The following is a 21,310-nucleotide window of genomic DNA, read 5'->3' as shown; positions in this document are numbered from 1 at the left end:
GATAATGTCAATAATTAACACTTCGGTTAAACGCCCCGTCACTGTATGGATGTTCATGTTAGCTGTGATGCTTTTTGGCATGGTAGGGTTTTCTCGCCTCGCGGTAAAACTGTTACCCGATTTAAGCTATCCCAGCGTGACCATACGCACAGCCTATGACGGTGCTGCTCCGGTTGAAATTGAGCAGCTGGTATCAAAACCAATTGAAGAAGCGGTTGGGGTGGTAAAAGGACTGCGGAAAATAAGTTCAATTTCACGTTCTGGCATGTCTGATGTTGTGCTCGAGTTTGAATGGGGCACAAATATGGACATGGCTAGCCTTGAAGTGCGTGAAAAAATCGACACTATCGAGCTGCCCTTAGACATTAATAAGCCATTATTACTGCGTTTTAACCCCAATCTTGATCCCATCATGCGCTTAGCTTTTTCTGTACCCAATGCCGATGCGGAGCAGTTAAAGCAAATGCGAACCTTTGCAGATGAGGAGTTAAAACGACGTTTAGAAGCCTTATCCGGTGTTGCCGCCGTAAGGCTATCAGGCGGGTTAGAGCAAGAAGTTCATATTGAATTAAATCAACAAAAACTAAGCCAATTGAACCTTAATGCCGACCAGGTTAAGCGCCGTATAAATGAAGAAAATATCAACCTTTCAGCAGGTAAAGTGATTCAGGGTGATAAAGAATACTTGGTCAGAACCTTAAATCAATTCAATTCATTAGATGAATTAGGTCAAGTGATTATCTACCGCGATGGCCAAACGTTAGTCAGATTATCTGATATTGCGGTGATTAGTGATGCCTACAAAGAACGCAGTGATATTACTCGCATCGGCGAAGTAGAATCGATTGAATTAGCCATATACAAAGAAGGTGATGCCAATACCGTTGCTGTTGCGCAAAAGCTACGCTCTGAACTTGAAAAAATCAATCAAGCTAATGAGCACAATAAGTTAAAAGTTATTTACGACCAATCTGAGTTTATTGAAAGCGCTGTCAATGAAGTGACATCGGCAGCGTTATTTGGCAGCTTACTGGCGATGCTGGTAATTTACCTGTTTTTACGGGACATTATTGCCACATTAATTATTTCTATCTCGATTCCCTTTTCGGTTATTGCCACCTTTAACATGATGTACTTTGCCGATATCAGCTTAAACATTATGTCGTTAGGTGGTATTGCGTTAGCCATTGGTTTATTGGTCGACAATGCCATTGTGGTATTAGAAAACATAGACCGTTATAAATCTCAAGGCATGAGTAAAGTTGAAGCTGCCGTCACAGGATGTAAAGAAGTCTCAGGCGCCATTTTTGCATCAACACTCACCACTCTGGCGGTATTTGTCCCTTTAGTGTTTGTCGACGGCATTGCAGGAGCCTTATTTGCCGACCAAGCGCTCACGGTCACGTTCGCCCTACTCGCCTCATTATTTGTTGCCTTAACAGCCATTCCTATGTTGGCATCGCGACAAGGTTTTACTAACCTACCGCAACCAGTTGAAGTCGCCCAAAAGCCTAAACCTACTAGCCGAAAAGGAAAAGTGGCCTATTACTTACTGGCTGTGCTGAGCTTTCCATTTAAACTCTTGTTTAGCTATTTGCCTTCAGGATTATTAACCGCCATTATTGTCATTAGCCGTTTTGTAAGTAGTGTATTTGGAATGTTACTCAAACCCATCTGCACTGGCTTTAACTACTTATATCGCATAGTCGAATCAATCTACTTCCGTGTATTACATCACGCTCTTCGCCACCAAGTATTAACCATTGTGTTAGCACTATTGGTGACCCTAGCGTCAACCAGTTTGCTGCCTAAGTTAGGGGTCGAATTAATTCCGCCGATGAATCAAGGTGAGTTTTATGTCGAAATTTTATTACCGCCCGGCACCGAAGTCAGTGAAACTGATGCCGTATTACAGCAGCTAGCCCTGTCGATTAAAGACAGTGACGATGTTAAACACGCCTATAGCCAAGCGGGTAGCGGTGGGTTAATGACATCGGATACTGCTAGAGGTGGTGAAAACTGGGGCAGATTACAAGTGGTACTAGCTGACCCTTTAGCCTTTAATGCCGTTAGTCAGGTACTGCGTAATACAGCAAAAAATATTCCTGAATTAGAAGCTCAAATTGAACACCCAGAATTATTCAGCTTTAAAACCCCACTTGAAATCGAGCTATCGGGTTATGATTTAGCTCAACTCAAACAAAGCGCTGACCAACTGGTTAATGCTTTATCTCAGTCTGATCGCTTTAGTGACATCAATACTACCTTACGAGATGGCCAACCAGAGATCAGCATTCGCTTTGACCATGCCCGTTTAGCCGCCCTTGGGATGGACGCTCCCACAGTAGCTAACCGTATTGCCCAACGTGTCGGTGGTACTATTGCCAGCCAGTTCACGGTACGCGATCGTAAAGTGGACATTTTGGTGCGCAGTGAATTAAGCGAACGCGATCAAATTAGCGACATTGAATCGTTAATTATTAATCCTAATAGCGCCCAGCCGATCCCCTTAAGTGCTATTGCTACCATCGATTTACAAATTGGTCCTTCGGCGATTAATCGTATCAGCCAACAGAGAGTCGCCATTGTGTCGTCTAATTTAGCATACGGTGATTTAAGCGAAGCGGTGATTGAAGCCCAGAAGATACTCACTCAACAACAGTTTCCTAGCTCAATCCAAGCAAGATTTGGCGGCCAAAATGAAGAAATGGAGCACTCATTTGACTCATTGATAATCGCCCTCGTCCTAGCTATCTTCCTAGTGTATTTAGTGATGGCTAGCCAATTTGAATCATTGTTGCATCCACTGCTTATTTTAATTGCCGTTCCGATGGCTGTAGCAGGCAGTATTATTGGTTTATTCATTACCGGTACCCATTTAAGCGTGGTGGTATTCATTGGTTTAATTATGCTGGCAGGTATTGTGGTCAATAATGCGATTGTGTTAGTTGACCGTATCAATCAATTGCGCCAAGAAGGTTTGGATAAACTGACTGCGATTAATGATGCTGCACAATCTCGTTTACGTCCTATCATGATGACAACCCTAACCACTACCTTAGGTTTATTACCAATGGCAATAGGCATTGGCGATGGCAGTGAAGTTCGTGCGCCAATGGCCATTACAGTCATTTTCGGATTAAGCATGTCAACCTTGCTTACATTGTTAGTTATTCCAGCTCTATATGCGCTATTTGATCGTAAACAATATACCCAAAGCGACGTTGAGTTTAATACAGCGGAGACGCCAGCATGAACATAACTCAACTGGCGATAAAGCGCCCCGTCACCACCTGCATGTTTTTCTTGGCCATTATGTTGTTTGGCATGGCGGCCAGTAGAATGCTGCCATTAGAAATGTTTCCAGGAATTGATATTCCACAAATTGTGGTGCAAGTTCCGTACAAAGGCTCCAGCCCTGCAGAAGTTGAACGCGACATCACTAAAGTGCTGGAAGAGTCACTTGCTACCATGAGCGGCATAGAAGAGGTGCGATCAGATTCAACCCAAGACGGTGCGTTTATTCAGCTCAACATGAAATGGGGTGAAGATGTTGCCACCAAAAGCCTAGAAGCGCGCGAGAAAATTGACTCGGTAAGGCATTTATTACCAAAAGATGTTGAGCGCGTCATGATCCAACAGTTCTCAACCGCCGATATGCCGGTGTTAACCATTCGCATATCAAGCGAGCGCGAACTCTCTAATGCATTTGATTTGTTAGACAAACAGCTTCGTAAGCCGCTTGAACGCGTTGACGGCGTATCAAAAGTCACCCTTTATGGCGTTGAACAAAAGCAGATTGAAATCCGACTTGATGCAGATAAATTGGTCGCATCAAGCCTTAATATCCTCGATTTACGATCGCGTTTACTGGCAGAAAACTTTGTCATCAGTGCAGGTACCCTAAGAGAAAACTCAAGGGTGTATCAAGTCTCACCAAAAGGTGAATTTACCAGCCTTGACGATATCAATAATCTGGTGATAGTGCCGGGTATTCGCCTGCAAGATATTGCGATGGTGAGCTATGCCCTGCCCGAGAAAATTGAAGGCCGACATTTAGATCAAAAATATGCGGTGGGTATTGATGTATTTAAGGAATCTGGTGCCAATTTAGTTGAGTTGTCTGACCGTGTACTAAGCGTTATCGAACAGGTTAAGCAAGATCAGCAATTTAATGGCATCAAACTGTTTATCATGGAAGACCAAGCCTATGGGGTTAAATCCTCACTCAAAGACTTATTACTGTCTGGCTTAATGGGTGCGGTACTGTCATTTGGGGTGCTGTTTCTGTTTTTGCGTAACCTTAAAATGACCTTAGTGGTTATCTCATCGGTACCGATTTCATTATGTATGACATTGGCTGGTATGTATTTTTTAGGCTACAGCTTAAATATTTTATCGATGATGGGATTGTTATTAGCCGTCGGCATGTTGATTGATAATGCGGTGGTGGTCACCGAAAGCGTGCTACAAGAGAAACAAGCTGGGCACATTGACGACACTTGTCAGATAAAAGCCAACCAACAAGCCGTGTTAACTGGCGTTGAAAAAGTCTCTTTGGCGGTTTTAGCAGGTACATTAACCACCGCCATTGTATTTTTACCGAATATTTTTGGCGTAAAAGTGCAACTGACCATCTTTTTAGAACATGTTGCTGTGGCCATTTGTATCTCGCTAGCGGCTTCATTATTGGTAGCGAAAACATTAATCCCACTGATGCTCAACCACTTTCACTTTGAAGTGCAGGCCGCTAATGACAACAATCGCTTAGGGCGTTTTTATCAACGCAGCCTCACGTGGATATTAACCCGACCAAAACGTTCTGGTGTCATCGCAGTGGCATTGTTGGTATCAACAGCATTGCCATTAAGCATGGTGCAACAAGATCAGGGAGATGGTGAAGGTAATGACCGTTTATACATTAATTACCAACTAGAAGGTCGCCATAATCTAGCGGTGACCGAAGCCATGATTAATAGCATGGAAACGTATTTATACAGCAATAAAGACACGTTTTATATTGATGCGGTTTACAGTTACTACGCCCCGCAAGATGCACAATCAACCATTTTATTACAAAAAGACATCCCAATAGACATTGGTGAGTTAAAGAAAATGATCCGCGAAGGATTTCCTAAATTTTCGATTGCTACGCCACAATTTGGTTGGGGCAATGAAAATAACGGCATTCGTGTAACCTTAACGGGACGCTCAACAACCGAACTAATCCGCATCAGTGAACAAGTGATGCCATTGCTCGACAATATAGAGGGCTTAGTCGATGTGCGCTCGGAAGTGAATGGCGCCCAACAAGAAGTGGTGGTGGTGATCAACCGAGAAATGGCTGCCCGTCTGGATTTAACCTTAAGCGATATAGCATCGAACATTGCCATTGCCTTAAGAGGGTCGCAGTTACGTTCGTTTCGCCATAATCCTAGCGGCGAACTACGTATCGAACTGGCCTATGACAAAAGCTGGCAGAACTCTTTAGAAAAACTTAAGCAACTGCCGATCATTCGCCAAGGTGACCGAGTTTATACTCTGGACAGTTTAGCTGAAGCAACCGTAGTTCCTCGATTTGATACTATTCGTCATTTTAATCGCCAAACGGCTTTATCCATTGGTGCAAATCTTGAAGATCTCACAACCGAAGAAGCGCAAACCAAAATTACTCAGGTGATGGACTCAGTGAACTTCCCCTACGGGTACGGCTACTCGTTACGCGGTGGTTTTGAACGCCAAGATGAAGACCAGTCCATCATGGCGGTAAATATGATCTTGGCTATCGCAATGATTTATATCGTCATGGCGGCGTTATTTGAATCACTGCTGCTACCGACAGCTATTATCACTTCGATTATGTTCTCAATTACTGGCGTGTTCTGGGCATTGTGGCTCACAGGTACACCAATGTCGGTAATGTCGATGATTGGCATACTTATTTTGATGGGCATTGTGGTTAATAACGGTATTGTACTGGTAGACCAAATTAATCAGATGACACCCGATTTGGATAAGCTAAGTGATACCATCATTAACGTGTGTATTACTCGTTTACGTCCGGTATTAATGACGGTTGCAACCACAGTGCTGGGATTAGTGCCATTAGCAATGGGAGATACTCAGATAGGCGGTGGTGGACCGCCGTATTCGCCAATGGCCATTGCCATTATTGGTGGGTTAACCTTTTCAACCGTCACCAGTTTGTATTTGGTACCATTATGCTACCAAGCACTATATCTGGTGCGCCATAAAGCCGCAATTAGACTAGGGCTAGCCAATGCATTTGCTCAAAAACTGCTGCCTTGGACCAAATAGTCCTACACTTCAGTTCTGCTGGTGCATCGTTATTGTTTACAGTCGTCAATGTTTGCTATGGTCAATGTTTGCTACGGTCAATGCTTAATAAGCTACATTGGAGAAGCGTGATTTTATTTAATCAGATGCTAATTCACTGGATGTTGTTGCACGATAAGTGATCAACTTGTTACGCTAGGCAGTATTAATAACAATAAAATAATTGCTATGACAGCAATGAGGGATCGTCATGAAACTAACATTTCAACGTCACATCATCGGACTCAGTGCAGTAGCGATGCTTGCATTAGCTCAAACGTCAGCCATTGCTGATGATAAGTTCAGTGATGTGGTCATTAAATCCAACAAACTAGACAATAATACTTACATGTTTATCGGGGCCGGAGGCAATATTGCGGTTTCTGCTGGAGATGACGGCATATTAATTGTTGATGATCAATTTGCACCTTTAGCCGATAAAATTACCGCCGCACTTAATGATATTCAACCTGGCTTGCCTAAATACATCGTTAATACTCATTACCATGGTGACCATACGGGTGGAAACGCCCACTTTGGTGAAACAGGCTCTATCTTAGCTCATCATAATGTTCTCGAACGTCTCAAAGCGGATAGCAGTACTCCTGCGTCAGCATTGCCCGTTATCACTTATGAAGACAATATCTCAATTCATTTTAATCAAGATACTTTAGAGGTTATCCACCTAGGTCCAGGCCATACCGATGGTGACAGTGTCGTCATGTGGCAAAAAGCAAATATTATTCACATGGGCGATTTATACTTTAAAGACCGCTTTCCGTACATTGATTTAGCGGCGGGAGGCTCTGTAACAGGCTATCGTGAAAACGTCAGTTTGATCCTCGATCGTTTAGACAATAAAACTAAGGTAATACCCGGTCATGGCGAGTTAGCCGATAAAAATGCACTGCTAAAATTCAAGCATATGCTTGATGACAGTATTAATTGGATGCGTGGTGAAATTGAAATGGGCCATGATTTAGCCACCATCAAAAAACAGGGCGTTCCAGCAAAATATGCTAATTGGGCTTGGGAATTTATCTCGGCAGATAAATGGATTGAAACTTTATATCAAGACCTAGCCGCAAAATCTTAACTAGATAATCCATTTCGGTATATCAATCAAGATCACTACCGGTCTGCATACAAAAAGCTTGCTGTCTAGGCAAGCTTTTTGTATAAAATACCAACGTAGTTAAAGGTATTACAGACACTATGCCAGTGTTAAAGGCGCTTGCCTGAAATGCCACAACACCCAATACACTGGCTTCAAATCTTTTCCACCAATATCTCGAAAAGGTCTCGCGAAATAATATAACCATTGCCAGGAAGCTAAAAATTGCTTGGCTTTTTGCCATATTGCTTCACCACCCGCTAAACGATAACAAGCAATAGCTTGATTAATCACATTATTATTGGGTCCAATATAGCGATATAAGCTATGGATAAACACCAACACATCTCGAATTTGTTGTGAGACAACTGATTTATGCTGTTGATTCGCCTCAAAATCGATAAATTTAACCTCACCGGCTTGCCAGCTAATGTCACGTAAGGCTGGACGACCATGAGCAAGCTGCATAGAGTGTAGTTTCGCTAATGCTACGCTGACATCATTTAAAATGGGTTGCCATAAGGTTTGGCTTGTACGCTCGAGCAGATGATTAATGGTACTTCCTGCGTCTTCGACAACCATGTAACCGTCACCAAAATCGACAACCGCAGGCACTGGTGCACCTAAATGACTTAGCGTATTTAATACACCAATTTCTTTATGCAATGCAGCTGTGGAGTTTTGCTTTAATAAACGCATCGCCCCTGCAAGATGCTCTACTTGCTTCAACCAATATCGCTTACCTTGGTATTCGAAAGGCACTACACGTTCGCCACGGTGTTCACGATAAACCTTAGCCACATGTTGTTGAAAACCATCATTCTCAGTCATAAAACAACCTAGTCATCGACTCACTATTACTGATGACTAAATTATCTTACTAACGTTTATAGAACTCAATTAAATCAATGGTTTTTAGTGCTTTTTGATAGAATATTAGCTTTATATAAAAACTTCATACATAGCTTGTATACAAACTAAAAACACAAACGATACATTTGGTTACCATTGATATTAATCAGTATGAATATCCGATCAATTCATCATTAAATAGAACACACGATAAATGACCATGATTAATGACTAAGGTAAAAATGATTAGATAAACGGAGCTAAGAGCAAACTGTTGATAGCTGAATAAGAAAAATGTTGCAGCTCAATATAATGGCTTTCCTCAAACAAAAAAAGCGCCCTTTTGGGCGCTTAATCATTCAATCATTTTTCACATCATCGAACCGTTATTCAGTCACTAACGCTGTAGCACGATTTTCTAACAATACCGGAATACCTTCGGTAATAGGGTACGCTAATTTATCAAACTTGCAGATCAGTTGTTGCGACTCTTTGTCGTAATCTAGCTTGCCTTTACATACTGGGCAGGCCACAATTTCGAGTAATTTTTTATCAAATGCCATGAGACAATCCTTTTTTAGTTTGAGCCACTTGCTGTAATTGGCTCAACAATGCGTGATCAAATTCTGAGTTAAGCTTCGCATTTACAGGTAAATACCACCAGTTTGATTGTGCAAAATCGCGACATTTAACCGCATCTTTTTCAGTCATTAATAATGAATGCTGTACGGATAAGTCACTTAATTGCTTTTGGTCAAAAGCTTGGTGATCTGCGAACTCAACTGTTTGTACTACTTTATAGCCTAACTGGCTAATACTATTAAAAAAACGTTGCGGGTTACCAATACCCGCCATCGCAACGACACTGTGTTGCTGATTAAACTTATCGTCTAGGTTATTGTCAACCTGACAAAGCGGCGCGGGCTCTAGTGCCATCAGCACTTCACCGGTTTGAGCTGGTCCGCCATTATTTATCACAAAATCAACTGAATTTAACCGCCACAAACCTTCACGTAAAGGGCCTGCGGGTAACAAGCAGTGATTGCCATAACGACGCTCACCATCCACTAAAGCAATTTCGATATCACGGCCTAAGGCATAATGCTGTAAGCCATCATCACTAATAATCACATCAACATCAAAGTCTGCTAATAATGTATGCGCTGCGCTCACTCTCTTGGCACCGACAACCATAGGTACTTGAGTACGAGCCACTATCATTGCAGGCTCATCCCCTACATCATTAGCTTTTGCATTAGGATTGACAGCAACAACACCATCGATATTAACTCCATAGCCTCGGCTTATCACACCTGGCTTGTAACCATGTTGGCGTAACAGTTCAATTAAATAAATTACTGTTGGAGTTTTACCACTGCCTCCCGCGGTGATATTACCCACCACTATTACGGGGACAGGTAATACTTGCGCTTGTTTTAGCCCACAACTAAACAGTAACCGCCTAATAGTGGATATTAACCAAAATACCCCAGATAACGGCAGTAATAACCATTTAGCTTGATGACCTTGATACCAAATGCGATGAATAAGCTGTTGCATCACAACCACCTAATCATTATTGACTGAACTGCATCTGGTAAAGATTAGCGTAAATACCGGCTTGGGCAATTAACTCACTGTGATTACCGCGTTCAACAATTTTCCCTTGATCGATAACCAAAATTTCATCAGCGCTTTCTATGGTTGATAAGCGATGGGCAATCACAATAGAGGTGCGATTATGACGAAGATTATCGAGGCCTTTTTGAATCGCTTTTTCCGACTCAGTATCCAATGCCGATGTTGCTTCATCTAAAATTAACACTGGCGCATCACGTAACATGGCGCGAGCAATGGCAATACGTTGGCGCTGGCCGCCTGAAAGCAACACACCATTTTCGCCGACTTGGGTATCAAGACCTTCAGGTAAAGTATCAATAAATTCCATGGCATAGGCTAATTCTGCTGCATGCACAATTTGTTCGCGAGTCACTTCACCTGGATAAGCATAAGCAATATTATTGGCGATAGTGTCGTTAAACAAGGTAACTTGTTGCGACACTAAAGCGACTTGATTACGCAGTGATTTTAGTTGGTAATCATAAATACTGGTGTCATCAAGACGGATATCACCAGTTGATAAATTACCATAAAAGCGAGTAATCAAACTGGCAATGGTCGATTTACCAGAGCCTGAACGGCCTACTAATGCAACCGTTTTACCCGGCTTAACTTCAAAATTAATCCCATTAAGTGCTGACTTTTCTTGGCCAGGATATGCAAATGTCACATTATCAAAGGTCAACTTACCTTCAACTCTATCGATACTAAATGCGCCATTATCAGGTTCTGGCGGGGTGTCTAATAATTCAAATACTGTGGTACAAGCGGCAATACCACGCTGAAATTCCGCATTAACACGGGTTAAGTTTTTAATCGGTTGTAGCATGGCTAACATGGCGCCTAAAATAGCAGCAAAAGTACCAGCGGTTAAATCCGTTCTCATGCTATCCCAAGTAGCGGCATACAACACAAACGCCAATGCGAATGAACCAATCACCATAATGAGCGGCTGGCTGATTGACTGCGCAACCGCAAGTTTCATGTTTTGGTAGCGGTTACGATCGTTAACTTGAAAAAAGCGTTCAACCTCAGTTTTTTGTCCACCAAACACTAATACGTTTTTATGGCCCTTAATCATCTGCTCTGTGGTTGCGGTTACACCGCCCATTGCAGATTGAATTTGCTTAGAAACCTTGCGAAAGCGTTTGCTGACAACACTGATAACCACGCCCATGATGGGGCCTATCACCAAAATGCATAACGACAATTTCCACGAATAGTAGAACATAATGCCTAACATACCGATGGCCGTCATGCTGTCTCGGACGATTGAAATTAACGCACTGCCTGATGCTCGAGCAATTTGTTCGGTATCAAACGTAACGCGCGAAATCAAATTACCGCTATTTTCACGGTCAATATAACTCACAGGTAAACGTAGGTAATGCTCAAACACTTGTTGACGCATATCCATAATGAGCTGAGCACTCATGTATGACACACAATAGGTCGACACAAAGTTAGCCACACCACGTAAACTAAACATTAAAATAACCGCTATTGGGGCCATTAACATAATGTCTTTATTGGCGTTAAAGCCACCGTGTGTTGGTAAGTCGACACCGGCGACTATCGCTGGAGTTTGACTAAAGCCTTCATCAATAAACGGCTTAATAAATGCGATAAACGCTGCATCGACAGCGCCATAAGTAATAAGACCTAGAACAGCCATAATAAACATGGCTTTCATCGGTACGACATAGGCCATCAAACGTTTGAAAACGACCCACATTTCATTTTTAGGTGATGCTGACATTGAATCCAATACTTAACTAGCAAACATGAATAACATTCTACTCTGCTTTAAGTGACTCACCAAATCTAAACAAACGGTTATACCAAAATGGGGCAATTTGCTGACGATAAGTGGTCACTTTGTATCCTTCATCAGTGAAGTTGATGCTTATTTGTCCGACATGGCCAGTTTGTAATATTTTACTGCCTTGTTGTTGATACCGCGCCACAATATCCGGTTTAGGAAAACCATATTGATTAGAGAAACCTGCGGTAAAAATAGCTAATTGGGGGTTAACACTATCAATAAAGGCTTGGGTAGATGAGGTTCGACTACCGTGGTGCGGAACGAATAAAATATCGGCTTGAATATCTGCATTTACCGCGAGAAGTACTTGCTCTCGTGGAGCTTCAATGTCTCCGGTTAACAATACTGTAGATTGACCGTCAAACAATTTAACCACGCAGGAGCGGTTATTATCATTACTATTGGCGCTTAACAGATTTGGGATAAAACTCAGTTGTACACCGCGCCAAAATAATTCACCGTCACAAGTTTTTACGCCATGTGATGATTCAGTTAAGGCTGAGACTGACATTGAAAAATCAGCAATTAATGTCGCCTGTGGAAATTGTTCGACTAATACGTTTAATCCACCAGCATGATCATTATCGTCATGACTCACGACAATATAATCAATATAACGAATCCCCTTACTCGCCAAAAAAGGCAATATCGCACGTTGAGCATAACTGAACTCGCCATAAGCAGCGCCAGTGTCGTAAATAACCCCGTGCTGCCCTTGCTGTAAAACCACAGCCATTCCTTGAGCCACATCGATGGCATGAAGCTGCCATGGTGTTGAACCTAACGAAGACGCTGGCGATAACAATATCTCATGGGTCACTAACTTGTTCATGATGACTGGCAGCATAAGCACTGACACTATAACGCGATAACTCCACTTGCGCTGACTCGGCACATAACCGCGTAACATCAACAATATCAGCGCAAAAACAAAAAAGACTCCCGCAGCTAACTCTTGTTCGGTTAACACCAGTTGTTTTAACGGCAAGCGATCACTCAACTGCAATAACCACGCAAAGGGCTCCAAACTAAAATTAGCCCACTGAAATATCATTACGCTTAGGCTTTGCAATGAAACAATATCAATCGCTAACAACCATAGGATGCACAACGCCAGTAACCAAATGCAAAAACTCAGCATGGTTAATGGAATAACCACCAAACTAAACCAAGGTACCAGCAGCATATTCAACCAGATACTATGAGGTGCAATGCCACCAAATAATATCCCTTGCAAAACACCGAGTAACAGCGCTAAACGCCATTGAATAGACCACAATATAATAAGTCCATGTAAAATTTTATCCTTAAGCTGTATAGATTTTTGGATACATTTGTCCCTCAAAGTGAACTTAGAAACTTCAATGTCTGGGTTAACAAGAGCAGTGCCTAAGCTAGAACGTTGATCTACCGAATCAGGTTTCACCGACAATAAAATAATCACCAATGCACCAAAAGATAACCACAACCCAGCACCTAGTGACGCAAAAGGATCGACCAACAATACAAAAAATAATGCATATACAAGTCGATCCCAATGATGACTAAATTGTTTAATAAAGCTGAATATCATCAATAAAAATAGCATCAGCAATGCGCGTTGAGTGGCAATAGCAAACCCAGATAAGTAGCCATAACCTAAGGTAAATGCTGCCGCAAATACCATTGCGAGTTGAATTTTAGCCAAATGCTGCCAAGAGAAAACATAACGACTTACCCCAATCAAAATGCCATAGAATAAACCGAAAACCACCGCCAGATGTAAACCTGAAATCGCGACTAAATGCCCTGCCCCTGTCTGCCGCAACTGCTGCCAACGTTCAGAGGTTAACGCGCTTTTATCACCAAAAATCAACGCTTGTAAAATATCGCCCTGAGAAAAGTGTGCCAATAAAGGCGATAATGTTTCCATGATCTGTTGACGCATCGATCCACTGTGACTAAGCAACTCAGCTTGCTTAACTCGACCTTTGGCTACAATATGTTTACTAATAAAGTACTTTTGCTGGTTAAAACCACCTTGATTTTGGATACTCGAAATCCCTTTAACCTTTGCACTAAATTGCCATATTTGGCCAACAACAATTTTATCTGGCTTTTGCCATGTTAATCGGTAATATCGCTCCACATTATTAAGCGACAACGTCTCTAAAAAAGCGTCTTGATAAGGTTTTGCCATGACGCGCACATCAAAACTAATCCAGTCGCTGTTTTGGCTAACTAGTGATACTATCTGCGCCTTAAACTCGATTTGTTGCGACTTTTCAGCATATTGATGCATATATAGACAATGAAACAACAGGCTCAGCCAAATGACGGCGAATAAACAGCCAGCCATAAGCGGCCCTTTGCGAAGGCAAAGAAGCATAGCCAAGAATAGAATGGGCAAACACCATATTGGTGCCAGCGAAGGCCATAACATCGCTGATAAAGAACAGGCGCAAAAGCCATAGATAAATCGATTCATAATGAATTAGTTAAGACATTAATCGACAAATATGCCAAAAAAATTAATACAAAGATTTATGCCAAAACCAGAAACACTTCGTGAACATAAGTATTTACGGATGTTTGGCACACTATTGCACAAACCTAATTTATGGGCATTAAATCGCAAATCAGCGCCAGGAGCCTTTGCTGTTGGGCTATTTGTGGCTTGGATCCCCATGCCATTTCAAATGGTCGTTGCTGCTGGATTTGCCATTATATTTAACGTCAACCTTCCGGTTGCTGTGGCGCTGGTATGGATAACAAATCCACTGACGATGCCTATAATGTTTTATGGTGCCTACTTGTTAGGCGCTAAAATCCTAGGTCATAAAGCACAAGCATTTCAGTTTGAAGCCAGCTGGGCATGGATTGAAGCATCTGTATCAACCATCGGCCCACCCTTTCTCGTTGGTTGCTTAGCTCTTGGCATTATCAGTGCGCTAGTTGGGTTTATTGTCATTAAAAGTATGTGGCGCTATTCAGTTTTGTTTAAATGGCAAAAGCGTAAAGGTTAGAAAGTCTTCGATTGATTGGCTACTTTACCCATGTACTCGTATTAAGGTCGCTGTAGCGGCCTTTTCTATGGGCTAAAGGTGTTGATTTAAATTTTGCGCCATCTTCTTTGCTAAACGCGTAAAATCCGTAATTTCTTGGTCTGTTAATCCACTTTTCATTAACTCATTCACACGTAATTCTGCAATAGACAATTTCATAACAACCTTAACTCCCGCAGGGCTTAAACCTAAAAAATAGCTGCGTTTATCGTTAGGATTGTTTGACTTTTCAGCATACTTCAGATTAATTAACTCTTTGATCAACCGCGCCAGTTGCGCCTTATCAATCAATGTTTTCTGCACAATATCATTTGCTGTTACTTTTTTATCTTGATTAGCAATAATTTTTAATACCCGCAAATGTAACGGCGTTAACCCAAATTCAGCACTATCAATAGCATGACGCAATGAACGCTTTACACTGTGTAATAAATTAAACAGCGGCTCTTTTATATTTTCAGACATAAGACATCCTCAAATTCATTTTAATACCCCATAAACAGCATCAAATTCAATTACAACAAACAGCAACTAGTTGACTTTATCAACAACTATTGATATAGTTGATATTATCTACTAACGACAAGGGTAATGCAATTATCAGTTACAGCAAACGAATAATTACTCCCAACGTTTTGCTAACCTATACGACAGGCCAGTTAATATGAATAATCCACCAGCCAAAAAATCACCAGCCAGATTAACTTTTATCAGTGACATCATTGAAATCAGCCCTTATTTACGAAGAGTGGTGTTGAGTGGTGAGCAACTGGCCAATTTCCCTGTCGATCAACAAGGGGCCTATGTAAAAGTATTAATCCCGCAACCCGGTGCAACAAGCGTAAATATGACATTAACCGGTCCTAATGCTGCGATTAAGCGCTCATATACCATCAGGGAGTTTGATCATGTGCTTGGCCAACTTAGCTTAGATTTTGTGATAAATAAGCACACGGGGCCAGCAACCGATTGGGCAAAATCAGCTAACGTTGGCGATACTGTGGCAATTGCAGGGCCAGGGCCATTAAAAATGAATCGATTTGATGTTAGTAACTACCTATTATTTGGGGATTCCACGTCTATCAATGCCGTTGATGCATTGATAAAGCGGATCCCCGCTACAGCTAAAGGGCATATCATTATGTTGGTGAATAGCCAGCAAGAGCAAACACTGCTCAGCCAGCACCCATTATTGAAAACCCATTGGTTAGTACTTAATGACGGTATCACTGCTGAACAACAGATAGCTTGGTTGTTAGATAAACTTGAACAGTTTGGTGATTTACCGTCAGACACACACGTTTTTGTCGGCTTAGAAGCTACCCAAGTGAGATTAGTAAAGCAATACTTGCTTGAGCAACAACAATTACCATTAAGTGCAATCAGTGCTACAGGGTACTGGAAGCGAAATACTGATGCTGACACCTTTGGTAAACAAAAACAGATGCAGCCGCTGTAGTGACTTTTGTTCAGTTAAGCAAAGCACTGATTAAGTGATGGGAAATAACAATCAAAATTTGACGATTTTCATTCAAACTTGTTATTTTTGAGACTGTAAATAATTTGGTTGAACAAGGCGCAGTATTTGATGACTTGCTGCGTCAAAAGTATATCCACTGCCAATAAATGCTACACAATTAGCCGGTAAAAGGACTGTTTTGACGCGGTAGATTACAAGCGGAGGCTCTTTAGACTGCGATAAGTCCACACCACCAAATGCAGTGTAAGTAATCCACTGAAACTAAGAGCAAAGAAAAGTAATGCAATGGATTCTACGGTCTTAGGCGTGTCCGCATAGCAATACCACCAAAGTGGCCATGCAATTATGCTCAGTAGGGTTAATTGCCACATGCAACGTTTACAGCGGCCAATTTTTTGTCTAAAAACAGAGTCGGAACATTGGTTACAGGACATTACAATTTTCTTTATCATTTATGCTGAGGATATTGATTATCAAACTCGCTCGCCAACATGGCATATAGATACTCATCACCCCATGCACCTTTAAAAAACACATTGTTAATAAAATGGCCTTCACGACGAAACTGCAACTTTTCTAAAAGCGCTGCACTGGCTAGATTGAGGCAGTCAGTTTGAGCAATAACTCGATGGCGAGATAATTCCACAAACAAATATTGCAATAAACGCGTTAACGCTTGTGCTGCTATTCCCTGCCCTTGAAATGCAGGAGCGATCGTAAAACCGACTTCAACTTGGTTGTCATCAATAAAATGTACTGCCAGATCGCCCATTAACAACTCATGCTGATCACTAATGGCTAATTGATACCATTGCCCTGCTTTAGCAAAATCTTGGTAATGGGTCGAATTGAATAAGTTTAGCGCATCTTGATAGTGATAATCGGTCCAACTCTGATATCGCGCAACACTAGGATCCGCTCTATAGGCGGTAAATGCCGTTAAATCATTAAGACTAAATGGCCTGATGATTAAACTACCCAAGGTTAACGTAGGACACTTTAGTGAATCCAAACTAGCATTACTGTCCATATCAACCTCGTTCGTTTATAGAGTTTACCTGCCCGCTAATGCTGTCGCTGGTGCTATTTTAGTGGCTTTCCATGCGGGGTAAATAGTCGCAAGTAAGCTCATGACCAATCCCATAACAATAACGACTATCACATCTTTACCGTGAAGTTGCGACGGTAAAAAGTCGATAAAATAAATATCTGACGCCAATAGCTGAATACCCAACAATTGCTCAAAGCCATTTGCTATCGCGCTCAAGTTATAGGCAAAAGCGACGCCAAACACACCGCCAATAGTGCACCCCATAAGCCCATTTAATGCACCCTGTAACATAAATATGGTCATTATAGCGCCACGACTGATGCCCATTGTCATTAAAATAGCAATTTCAGAGGCTTTATCACGTACTGCCATCACTAATGTCGACACAATGTTAAAGCACGCCACAGCAATCACCAGCGCTAATACCAAGTACATCACTATACGCACTAACTGAATATCTTGATAGACATGCCCTTGTGAGCGAGTCCAATCATTAATGTATAAATATTGTTCTTGGGCGAACCCCAAATCACGAGTAATGCTCGCTGCATTAAGTACATTAGCGACTTGAATGCGTACTCCGCTAACCGAAGTCCCTAGCGTTAACATATCAGCCAGATACTCCATCGATGTATAAGCCTGGATTGATTCAATTTCCCCGCCGACATCATATACACCAGAGACCACAAACCGATGACTTTTAGCCGAGGTTAATTGACTCTTATTGGCATCTGGGGTGAACATAGCTAACGTGTCGCCGACATTAAGCTCTAATTTAGTCAATAAACTACGGCCTAAAACAATATTATTTTGATCGCCCTGTAACGACTGCCATGCCTCTGTAGACATGTATTGGTTAATGCTCGACACATCAGCTTCATGGTTAATATCAATACCCGTTACCACCAGTCCTTGAAAACCACTCGGCTTTTGCACTAACCCTTGCAAGCGAATAAACGGTGCTACACCGGTAATTTGTGGTAAGTTTTGTGCGCTTTTAGCAATTACCTGCCAGTCGGCGATGGGTTCATTCACACCAACAAGTTCACCATGAGATGCCACGCCCAATAAACGTTGTTGCAATTCTTTTTCAAAGCCATTCATGGCCGACAACAACACAATCAGTACACCGACGCCTAACGCAATGCCCGCAGTTGAAGCAAATGAAATAAAACCGATAAAACGATTTGATTGCCTGGCACGAAAAAAACGCCAACCAATTGTTAATGGTAACCACTGACTCATTCGGCCTGCCCTGCACTATTAGGAACCACTTGTAACACACCATCTTTCATGGTCAATTGACGGTCCATTTTAGCGGCTAATTTATGATCATGAGTCACTACAACAAACGCAGTATCAAATTGCTGAGCCAGCTCGCGGATCATCGCATAAACATTATCTGCACTACTGGCATCTAAATTACCCGTTGGCTCATCGGCTAACACTAACTTGGGCTTGTTTATTAATGCCCGTGCTATCGCAACACGTTGACGTTCGCCACCAGACAATTGCGCTGGGATATGATGTAATCGATGCCCCAAACCAACACGATCTAGTAAGCTTTTAGCATCAACCAAAGCTTGTTTTTTATCTCTACCTTGGATAAACGCAGGCATAGCGACGTTTTCAATCGCAGTAAATTCGGGTAATAAATGATGGAACTGATAAATAAAGCCTAAATCGTTATTACGCACTTGTGCTTGGCGTACCGCAGACAATTTATATAAGTCTTCGCCATCAAGTAATACCGAACCCGACGTTGGCGAATCTAAGGTGCCCATAATGTGTAGTAAGGTACTTTTACCTGAACCTGAACTCCCCACTATGGCCAATTGTTCGCCTTTATAAACCGTTAAATCGACTCCAGACAATACATGAGTAGTCACTTCACCATCATGATATTGCTTGCTGACATGATTAACTTGTAATAACGCGGTTTGTATTTGACTCATTATTCGTATCTCAAAGCAGTAGCGGGTTGAACCCTTGCAGCCGATAGCGCAGGGTAAAGAGTGGCAAGTAAGGTAATTAATAGCGAGCCAACAATAATATAACTCATTTGATTTATCGACAATTGCACTGGTAATGTTTGCCCAACACCTAAAATAGAAACACCAAGACCAGATAGAATTTCATTTAAATTCAAGGTGACAGCAATACCAACAACCGTCCCTAGAATTAAACCTAACAAAGCATTTAATAATCCCTGCACAATAAATATGCCCATCACAGACGAGGTTGTGACACCTTGTGTTTTGAGTACAGCAACATCAGTGGTTTTATCGACCACCATCATGACCAATGCCGACACCATATTAAACGCGGCAACAGCAACGATTAAACTTAACATCAACGACATCATGTTTTTTTCCATCTTAACGGCCGAGAATAAGTGGCCAAAGTCTTGCCGCCAGTCGCTGGTTTGGATTTCAATATTTTGCTTAGCAAATCCAGCAACCACTTTGGGTGCTAACGCTGGCGCGGAAAATGGATCGTTCAAATATACCCGTAATTCATTAATGGTATTACTGTCTTGGCGCATCAATTTACGCGCATCATTATAATGCACATAGGCAACACTGGAATCGACTTGCGAGCCCATTTCAAATACACCAGCAACGGTAAATTTACGCTGACTCGGCACCGGGCCCATGGGTGAATAGACCACCCCGTCACCGCTTAACACTCTAACCTTATCACCCGCTTTAACGTCTAATTTGCGAGCTAGATCAGTGCCGAGCACAATTGAATACTTGCCAGCTTGTAACGTTGAAAAAGCATCTGAATAAGTATGAGCCGCAATGCTCGACAATGATTGCTCAAGCTCTGGGTAAACCCCATACATTTGTATAGCTTGAATGTTACTGCTCGATTGGATCATGGCTTGAGTGGTCGCACTAGGCACAATGCCACGAATATTTTGTAGTAAATATTTGTCCGCCAACAGGCTTTGGCTACTTTGTTGCCAATCCCTAAATCCCATATCACTGATCAGGGTCATTTGTGGCACAGCCCCTAAAATGCGATTTTTTAGCTGGCCTTCGAGTCCATTCATCACTGAACTGACCACTATCAATGCTGCAACACCTAAAAAAATACCCGATACCGCAAAGAAGGTAATAAAAGAGGCAAAAGCATTCGCTTTTCGGGCTCGCCAGTAACGGTAGCCAATAAAAAAAGAAAATCCTAAATTCATAAAAAAATACTAATCCTGTGCGCCTATTGGGGCGTATAAGTCAGACAATCAGGCAAAATGTGAATATGAAAACAACAAGCCAGCGTCTATGACTTGCTAAATCATTAAGTTGGGCACGATAATAGGGCTATTAGTGTGATAAATAAAGAGGCAAACCTTGATACCTGACAGCAATTCTTATTTTAGTGTGCCTCACCACTTTAATGTGTACTTAACTTCGTGGGATGCAAACCAAGCTTTACCCACAGATGATGAACTCCGCGACATGCAATCTGTTGGGTTAAAACTACTGACCGAAGTGAAAAGTCTTGAAGCAAATTGTTTACTGCAACTGCGCAATTTAGACAATGATGCTAAAGCCGTAGTGGATTTTTTAAAGCTACAATCGCGTAAAGTCGATTTAGTATTGCAACACGTGTTGGAAAAAGAAGTTCAAGATGGTGAGTTATTTAAAGGTGATCAATTTGGTGGCAGTGGAATTAGTATCCTTTCTTCACGTCCATTAGTTGTAAATGAATACGTTAAGACCCACATCTATTTGCATACAGAATTAGTGGCATTGCTGTGTCTGTGCCAAATACAAAGCTGCACCCCAGTATCAACAGATGACGCCATCAAAACCGCATATTGGCGCTGTGAACTTGAATTTAGCCAAATACTTGAAGATGATATTGAGCAATTAGTTAAAGCAAGCTTGAATGTACAACAAAAAATGCTCAAAAAACGTAAACAGAATATCGATAAACAGCGTAGCTGAAGCCTCGCCTCATTCAATACGACTTGATCGCA

General features: G+C 41.8%; 17 protein-coding genes. 6 read left to right on the top strand and 11 right to left on the bottom strand.

What is annotated here, in order from left to right; translation table 11 throughout:
- Positions 1–4: 4 nt before the first annotated feature.
- From HNW13_RS04970 to HNW13_RS04960, 3 genes are all read left to right on the top strand, one after another.
- Complete coding sequence (locus tag HNW13_RS04970; RefSeq protein ID WP_192115102.1) at positions 5–3,256, top strand: efflux RND transporter permease subunit; 3,252 nt, start codon at positions 5–7, stop codon at positions 3,254–3,256.
- A complete protein-coding gene (locus HNW13_RS04965; protein WP_192115103.1) occupies positions 3,253–6,318 on the top strand; it encodes an efflux RND transporter permease subunit in 3,066 nt (1,021 codons plus the stop codon). The genes HNW13_RS04970 and HNW13_RS04965 overlap by 4 nt, the downstream gene beginning before the upstream one ends.
- A 229-nt stretch (positions 6,319–6,547) precedes the next feature.
- Positions 6,548–7,432: an MBL fold metallo-hydrolase gene (locus HNW13_RS04960; protein ID WP_101086860.1), complete on the top strand. Its 885-nt coding sequence runs from the start codon at positions 6,548–6,550 to the stop codon at positions 7,430–7,432.
- Between the two features lie 117 nt (positions 7,433–7,549).
- Here the strand turns inward: HNW13_RS04960 and HNW13_RS04955 are convergent, their stop codons facing one another.
- The 5 genes from HNW13_RS04955 to HNW13_RS04935 form a co-directional block, all read right to left on the bottom strand.
- Positions 7,550–8,281, bottom strand: a complete 732-nt coding sequence (locus HNW13_RS04955; RefSeq protein WP_123884430.1) for a serine/threonine protein phosphatase — start codon at positions 8,279–8,281, stop codon at positions 7,550–7,552.
- Between the two features lie 407 nt (positions 8,282–8,688).
- Positions 8,689–8,865, bottom strand: a complete 177-nt coding sequence (locus HNW13_RS04950) for a Trm112 family protein (protein WP_101086858.1) — start codon at positions 8,863–8,865, stop codon at positions 8,689–8,691.
- Positions 8,855–9,862: a tetraacyldisaccharide 4'-kinase gene (lpxK, locus tag HNW13_RS04945; RefSeq protein WP_192115104.1), complete on the bottom strand. Its 1,008-nt coding sequence runs from the start codon at positions 9,860–9,862 to the stop codon at positions 8,855–8,857. The genes HNW13_RS04950 and lpxK overlap by 11 nt, the downstream gene beginning before the upstream one ends.
- Before the next feature lie 16 nt (positions 9,863–9,878).
- The gene (gene msbA / locus HNW13_RS04940; RefSeq protein WP_101086856.1) at positions 9,879–11,681 is read right to left on the bottom strand and encodes a lipid A export permease/ATP-binding protein MsbA; all 1,803 of its coding nucleotides are present in this window, start codon (positions 11,679–11,681) and stop codon (positions 9,879–9,881) included.
- Positions 11,682–11,718: 37 nt separating this feature from the next.
- Positions 11,719–14,169 (bottom strand): DNA internalization-related competence protein ComEC/Rec2, encoded by a 2,451-nt coding sequence (locus tag HNW13_RS04935; RefSeq protein WP_279575198.1) that lies wholly within the window; start codon positions 14,167–14,169, stop codon positions 11,719–11,721.
- A 76-nt stretch (positions 14,170–14,245) separates the two neighbouring features.
- Here HNW13_RS04935 and HNW13_RS04930 point away from each other — a divergent pair, with 76 nt between their 5' ends.
- Complete coding sequence (locus HNW13_RS04930; RefSeq protein ID WP_192115106.1) at positions 14,246–14,752, top strand: DUF2062 domain-containing protein; 507 nt, start codon at positions 14,246–14,248, stop codon at positions 14,750–14,752.
- A 72-nt stretch (positions 14,753–14,824) separates the two neighbouring features.
- Here the strand turns inward: HNW13_RS04930 and HNW13_RS04925 are convergent, their stop codons facing one another.
- Positions 14,825–15,256, bottom strand: a complete 432-nt coding sequence (locus HNW13_RS04925; RefSeq protein WP_101086853.1) for a MarR family winged helix-turn-helix transcriptional regulator — start codon at positions 15,254–15,256, stop codon at positions 14,825–14,827.
- A 199-nt stretch (positions 15,257–15,455) separates the two neighbouring features.
- Here HNW13_RS04925 and HNW13_RS04920 point away from each other — a divergent pair, with 199 nt between their 5' ends.
- Positions 15,456–16,250 carry a siderophore-interacting protein gene (locus tag HNW13_RS04920; RefSeq protein ID WP_192115107.1) on the top strand — a complete coding sequence of 265 codons (795 nt, stop codon included), beginning with the start codon at positions 15,456–15,458 and terminating at the stop codon, positions 16,248–16,250.
- A gap of 212 nt (positions 16,251–16,462) precedes the next feature.
- Here the strand turns inward: HNW13_RS04920 and HNW13_RS04915 are convergent, their stop codons facing one another.
- The 5 genes from HNW13_RS04915 to HNW13_RS04895 are packed head-to-tail and all read right to left on the bottom strand — an operon-like array spanning position 16,463 to position 20,521.
- Positions 16,463–16,705, bottom strand: a complete 243-nt coding sequence (locus HNW13_RS04915; RefSeq protein WP_192115108.1) for a DUF3624 domain-containing protein — start codon at positions 16,703–16,705, stop codon at positions 16,463–16,465.
- A gap of 14 nt (positions 16,706–16,719) precedes the next feature.
- Complete coding sequence (locus HNW13_RS04910) at positions 16,720–17,301, bottom strand: GNAT family protein (protein WP_192115109.1); 582 nt, start codon at positions 17,299–17,301, stop codon at positions 16,720–16,722.
- 24 nt (positions 17,302–17,325) lie between these two features.
- Positions 17,326–18,567 carry a lipoprotein-releasing ABC transporter permease subunit LolE gene (lolE, locus tag HNW13_RS04905; RefSeq protein WP_192115110.1) on the bottom strand — a complete coding sequence of 414 codons (1,242 nt, stop codon included), beginning with the start codon at positions 18,565–18,567 and terminating at the stop codon, positions 17,326–17,328.
- A complete protein-coding gene (gene lolD / locus HNW13_RS04900; protein ID WP_162024358.1) occupies positions 18,564–19,268 on the bottom strand; it encodes a lipoprotein-releasing ABC transporter ATP-binding protein LolD in 705 nt (234 codons plus the stop codon). Before lolD ends, lolE begins: the two co-directional genes overlap by 4 nt.
- An 8-nt stretch (positions 19,269–19,276) precedes the next feature.
- Entirely contained in the window at positions 19,277–20,521 is a 1,245-nt protein-coding gene (locus tag HNW13_RS04895; RefSeq protein WP_192115111.1) for a lipoprotein-releasing ABC transporter permease subunit, read from the bottom strand.
- 157 nt (positions 20,522–20,678) lie between these two features.
- Between HNW13_RS04895 and HNW13_RS04890 the strand changes: the two genes are divergently transcribed.
- Positions 20,679–21,278 carry a hypothetical protein gene (locus HNW13_RS04890; RefSeq protein ID WP_192115112.1) on the top strand — a complete coding sequence of 200 codons (600 nt, stop codon included), beginning with the start codon at positions 20,679–20,681 and terminating at the stop codon, positions 21,276–21,278.
- Positions 21,279–21,310: the final 32 nt, after the last annotated feature.

Origin of the sequence: Shewanella sp. BF02_Schw (assembly GCF_014596695.2) — a bacterium.
Lineage (GTDB): Bacteria > Pseudomonadota > Gammaproteobacteria > Enterobacterales > Shewanellaceae > Shewanella.
This window is presented reverse-complemented; position numbering and strand designations above follow the sequence as displayed.

What these genes read in the sequence shown, in the direction of transcription:
- HNW13_RS04965 (WP_192115103.1), top strand. Translation starts at nt 3,253, where the DNA reads ATGAACATAACTCAACTGGCGATAAAGCGCCCCGTCACCACCTGCATG.
- HNW13_RS04960 (WP_101086860.1), top strand. Translation starts at nt 6,548, where the DNA reads ATGAAACTAACATTTCAACGTCACATCATCGGACTCAGTGCAGTAGCG.
- HNW13_RS04915 (WP_192115108.1), bottom strand. Translation starts at nt 16,705, where the DNA reads ATGTCCTGTAACCAATGTTCCGACTCTGTTTTTAGACAAAAAATTGGC.
- HNW13_RS04930 (WP_192115106.1), top strand. Translation starts at nt 14,246, where the DNA reads ATGCCAAAAAAATTAATACAAAGATTTATGCCAAAACCAGAAACACTT.
- msbA (WP_101086856.1), bottom strand. Translation starts at nt 11,681, where the DNA reads ATGTCAGCATCACCTAAAAATGAAATGTGGGTCGTTTTCAAACGTTTG.
- lolE (WP_192115110.1), bottom strand. Translation starts at nt 18,567, where the DNA reads ATGAGTCAGTGGTTACCATTAACAATTGGTTGGCGTTTTTTTCGTGCC.
- HNW13_RS04955 (WP_123884430.1), bottom strand. Translation starts at nt 8,281, where the DNA reads ATGACTGAGAATGATGGTTTTCAACAACATGTGGCTAAGGTTTATCGT.
- HNW13_RS04925 (WP_101086853.1), bottom strand. Translation starts at nt 15,256, where the DNA reads ATGTCTGAAAATATAAAAGAGCCGCTGTTTAATTTATTACACAGTGTA.
- HNW13_RS04935 (WP_279575198.1), bottom strand. Translation starts at nt 14,169, where the DNA reads ATGTTATGGCCTTCGCTGGCACCAATATGGTGTTTGCCCATTCTATTC.
- HNW13_RS04910 (WP_192115109.1), bottom strand. Translation starts at nt 17,301, where the DNA reads ATGGACAGTAATGCTAGTTTGGATTCACTAAAGTGTCCTACGTTAACC.
- HNW13_RS04895 (WP_192115111.1), bottom strand. Translation starts at nt 20,521, where the DNA reads ATGAATTTAGGATTTTCTTTTTTTATTGGCTACCGTTACTGGCGAGCC.
- HNW13_RS04970 (WP_192115102.1), top strand. Translation starts at nt 5, where the DNA reads ATGTCAATAATTAACACTTCGGTTAAACGCCCCGTCACTGTATGGATG.
- lpxK (WP_192115104.1), bottom strand. Translation starts at nt 9,862, where the DNA reads ATGCAACAGCTTATTCATCGCATTTGGTATCAAGGTCATCAAGCTAAA.
- HNW13_RS04950 (WP_101086858.1), bottom strand. Translation starts at nt 8,865, where the DNA reads ATGGCATTTGATAAAAAATTACTCGAAATTGTGGCCTGCCCAGTATGT.
- HNW13_RS04920 (WP_192115107.1), top strand. Translation starts at nt 15,456, where the DNA reads ATGAATAATCCACCAGCCAAAAAATCACCAGCCAGATTAACTTTTATC.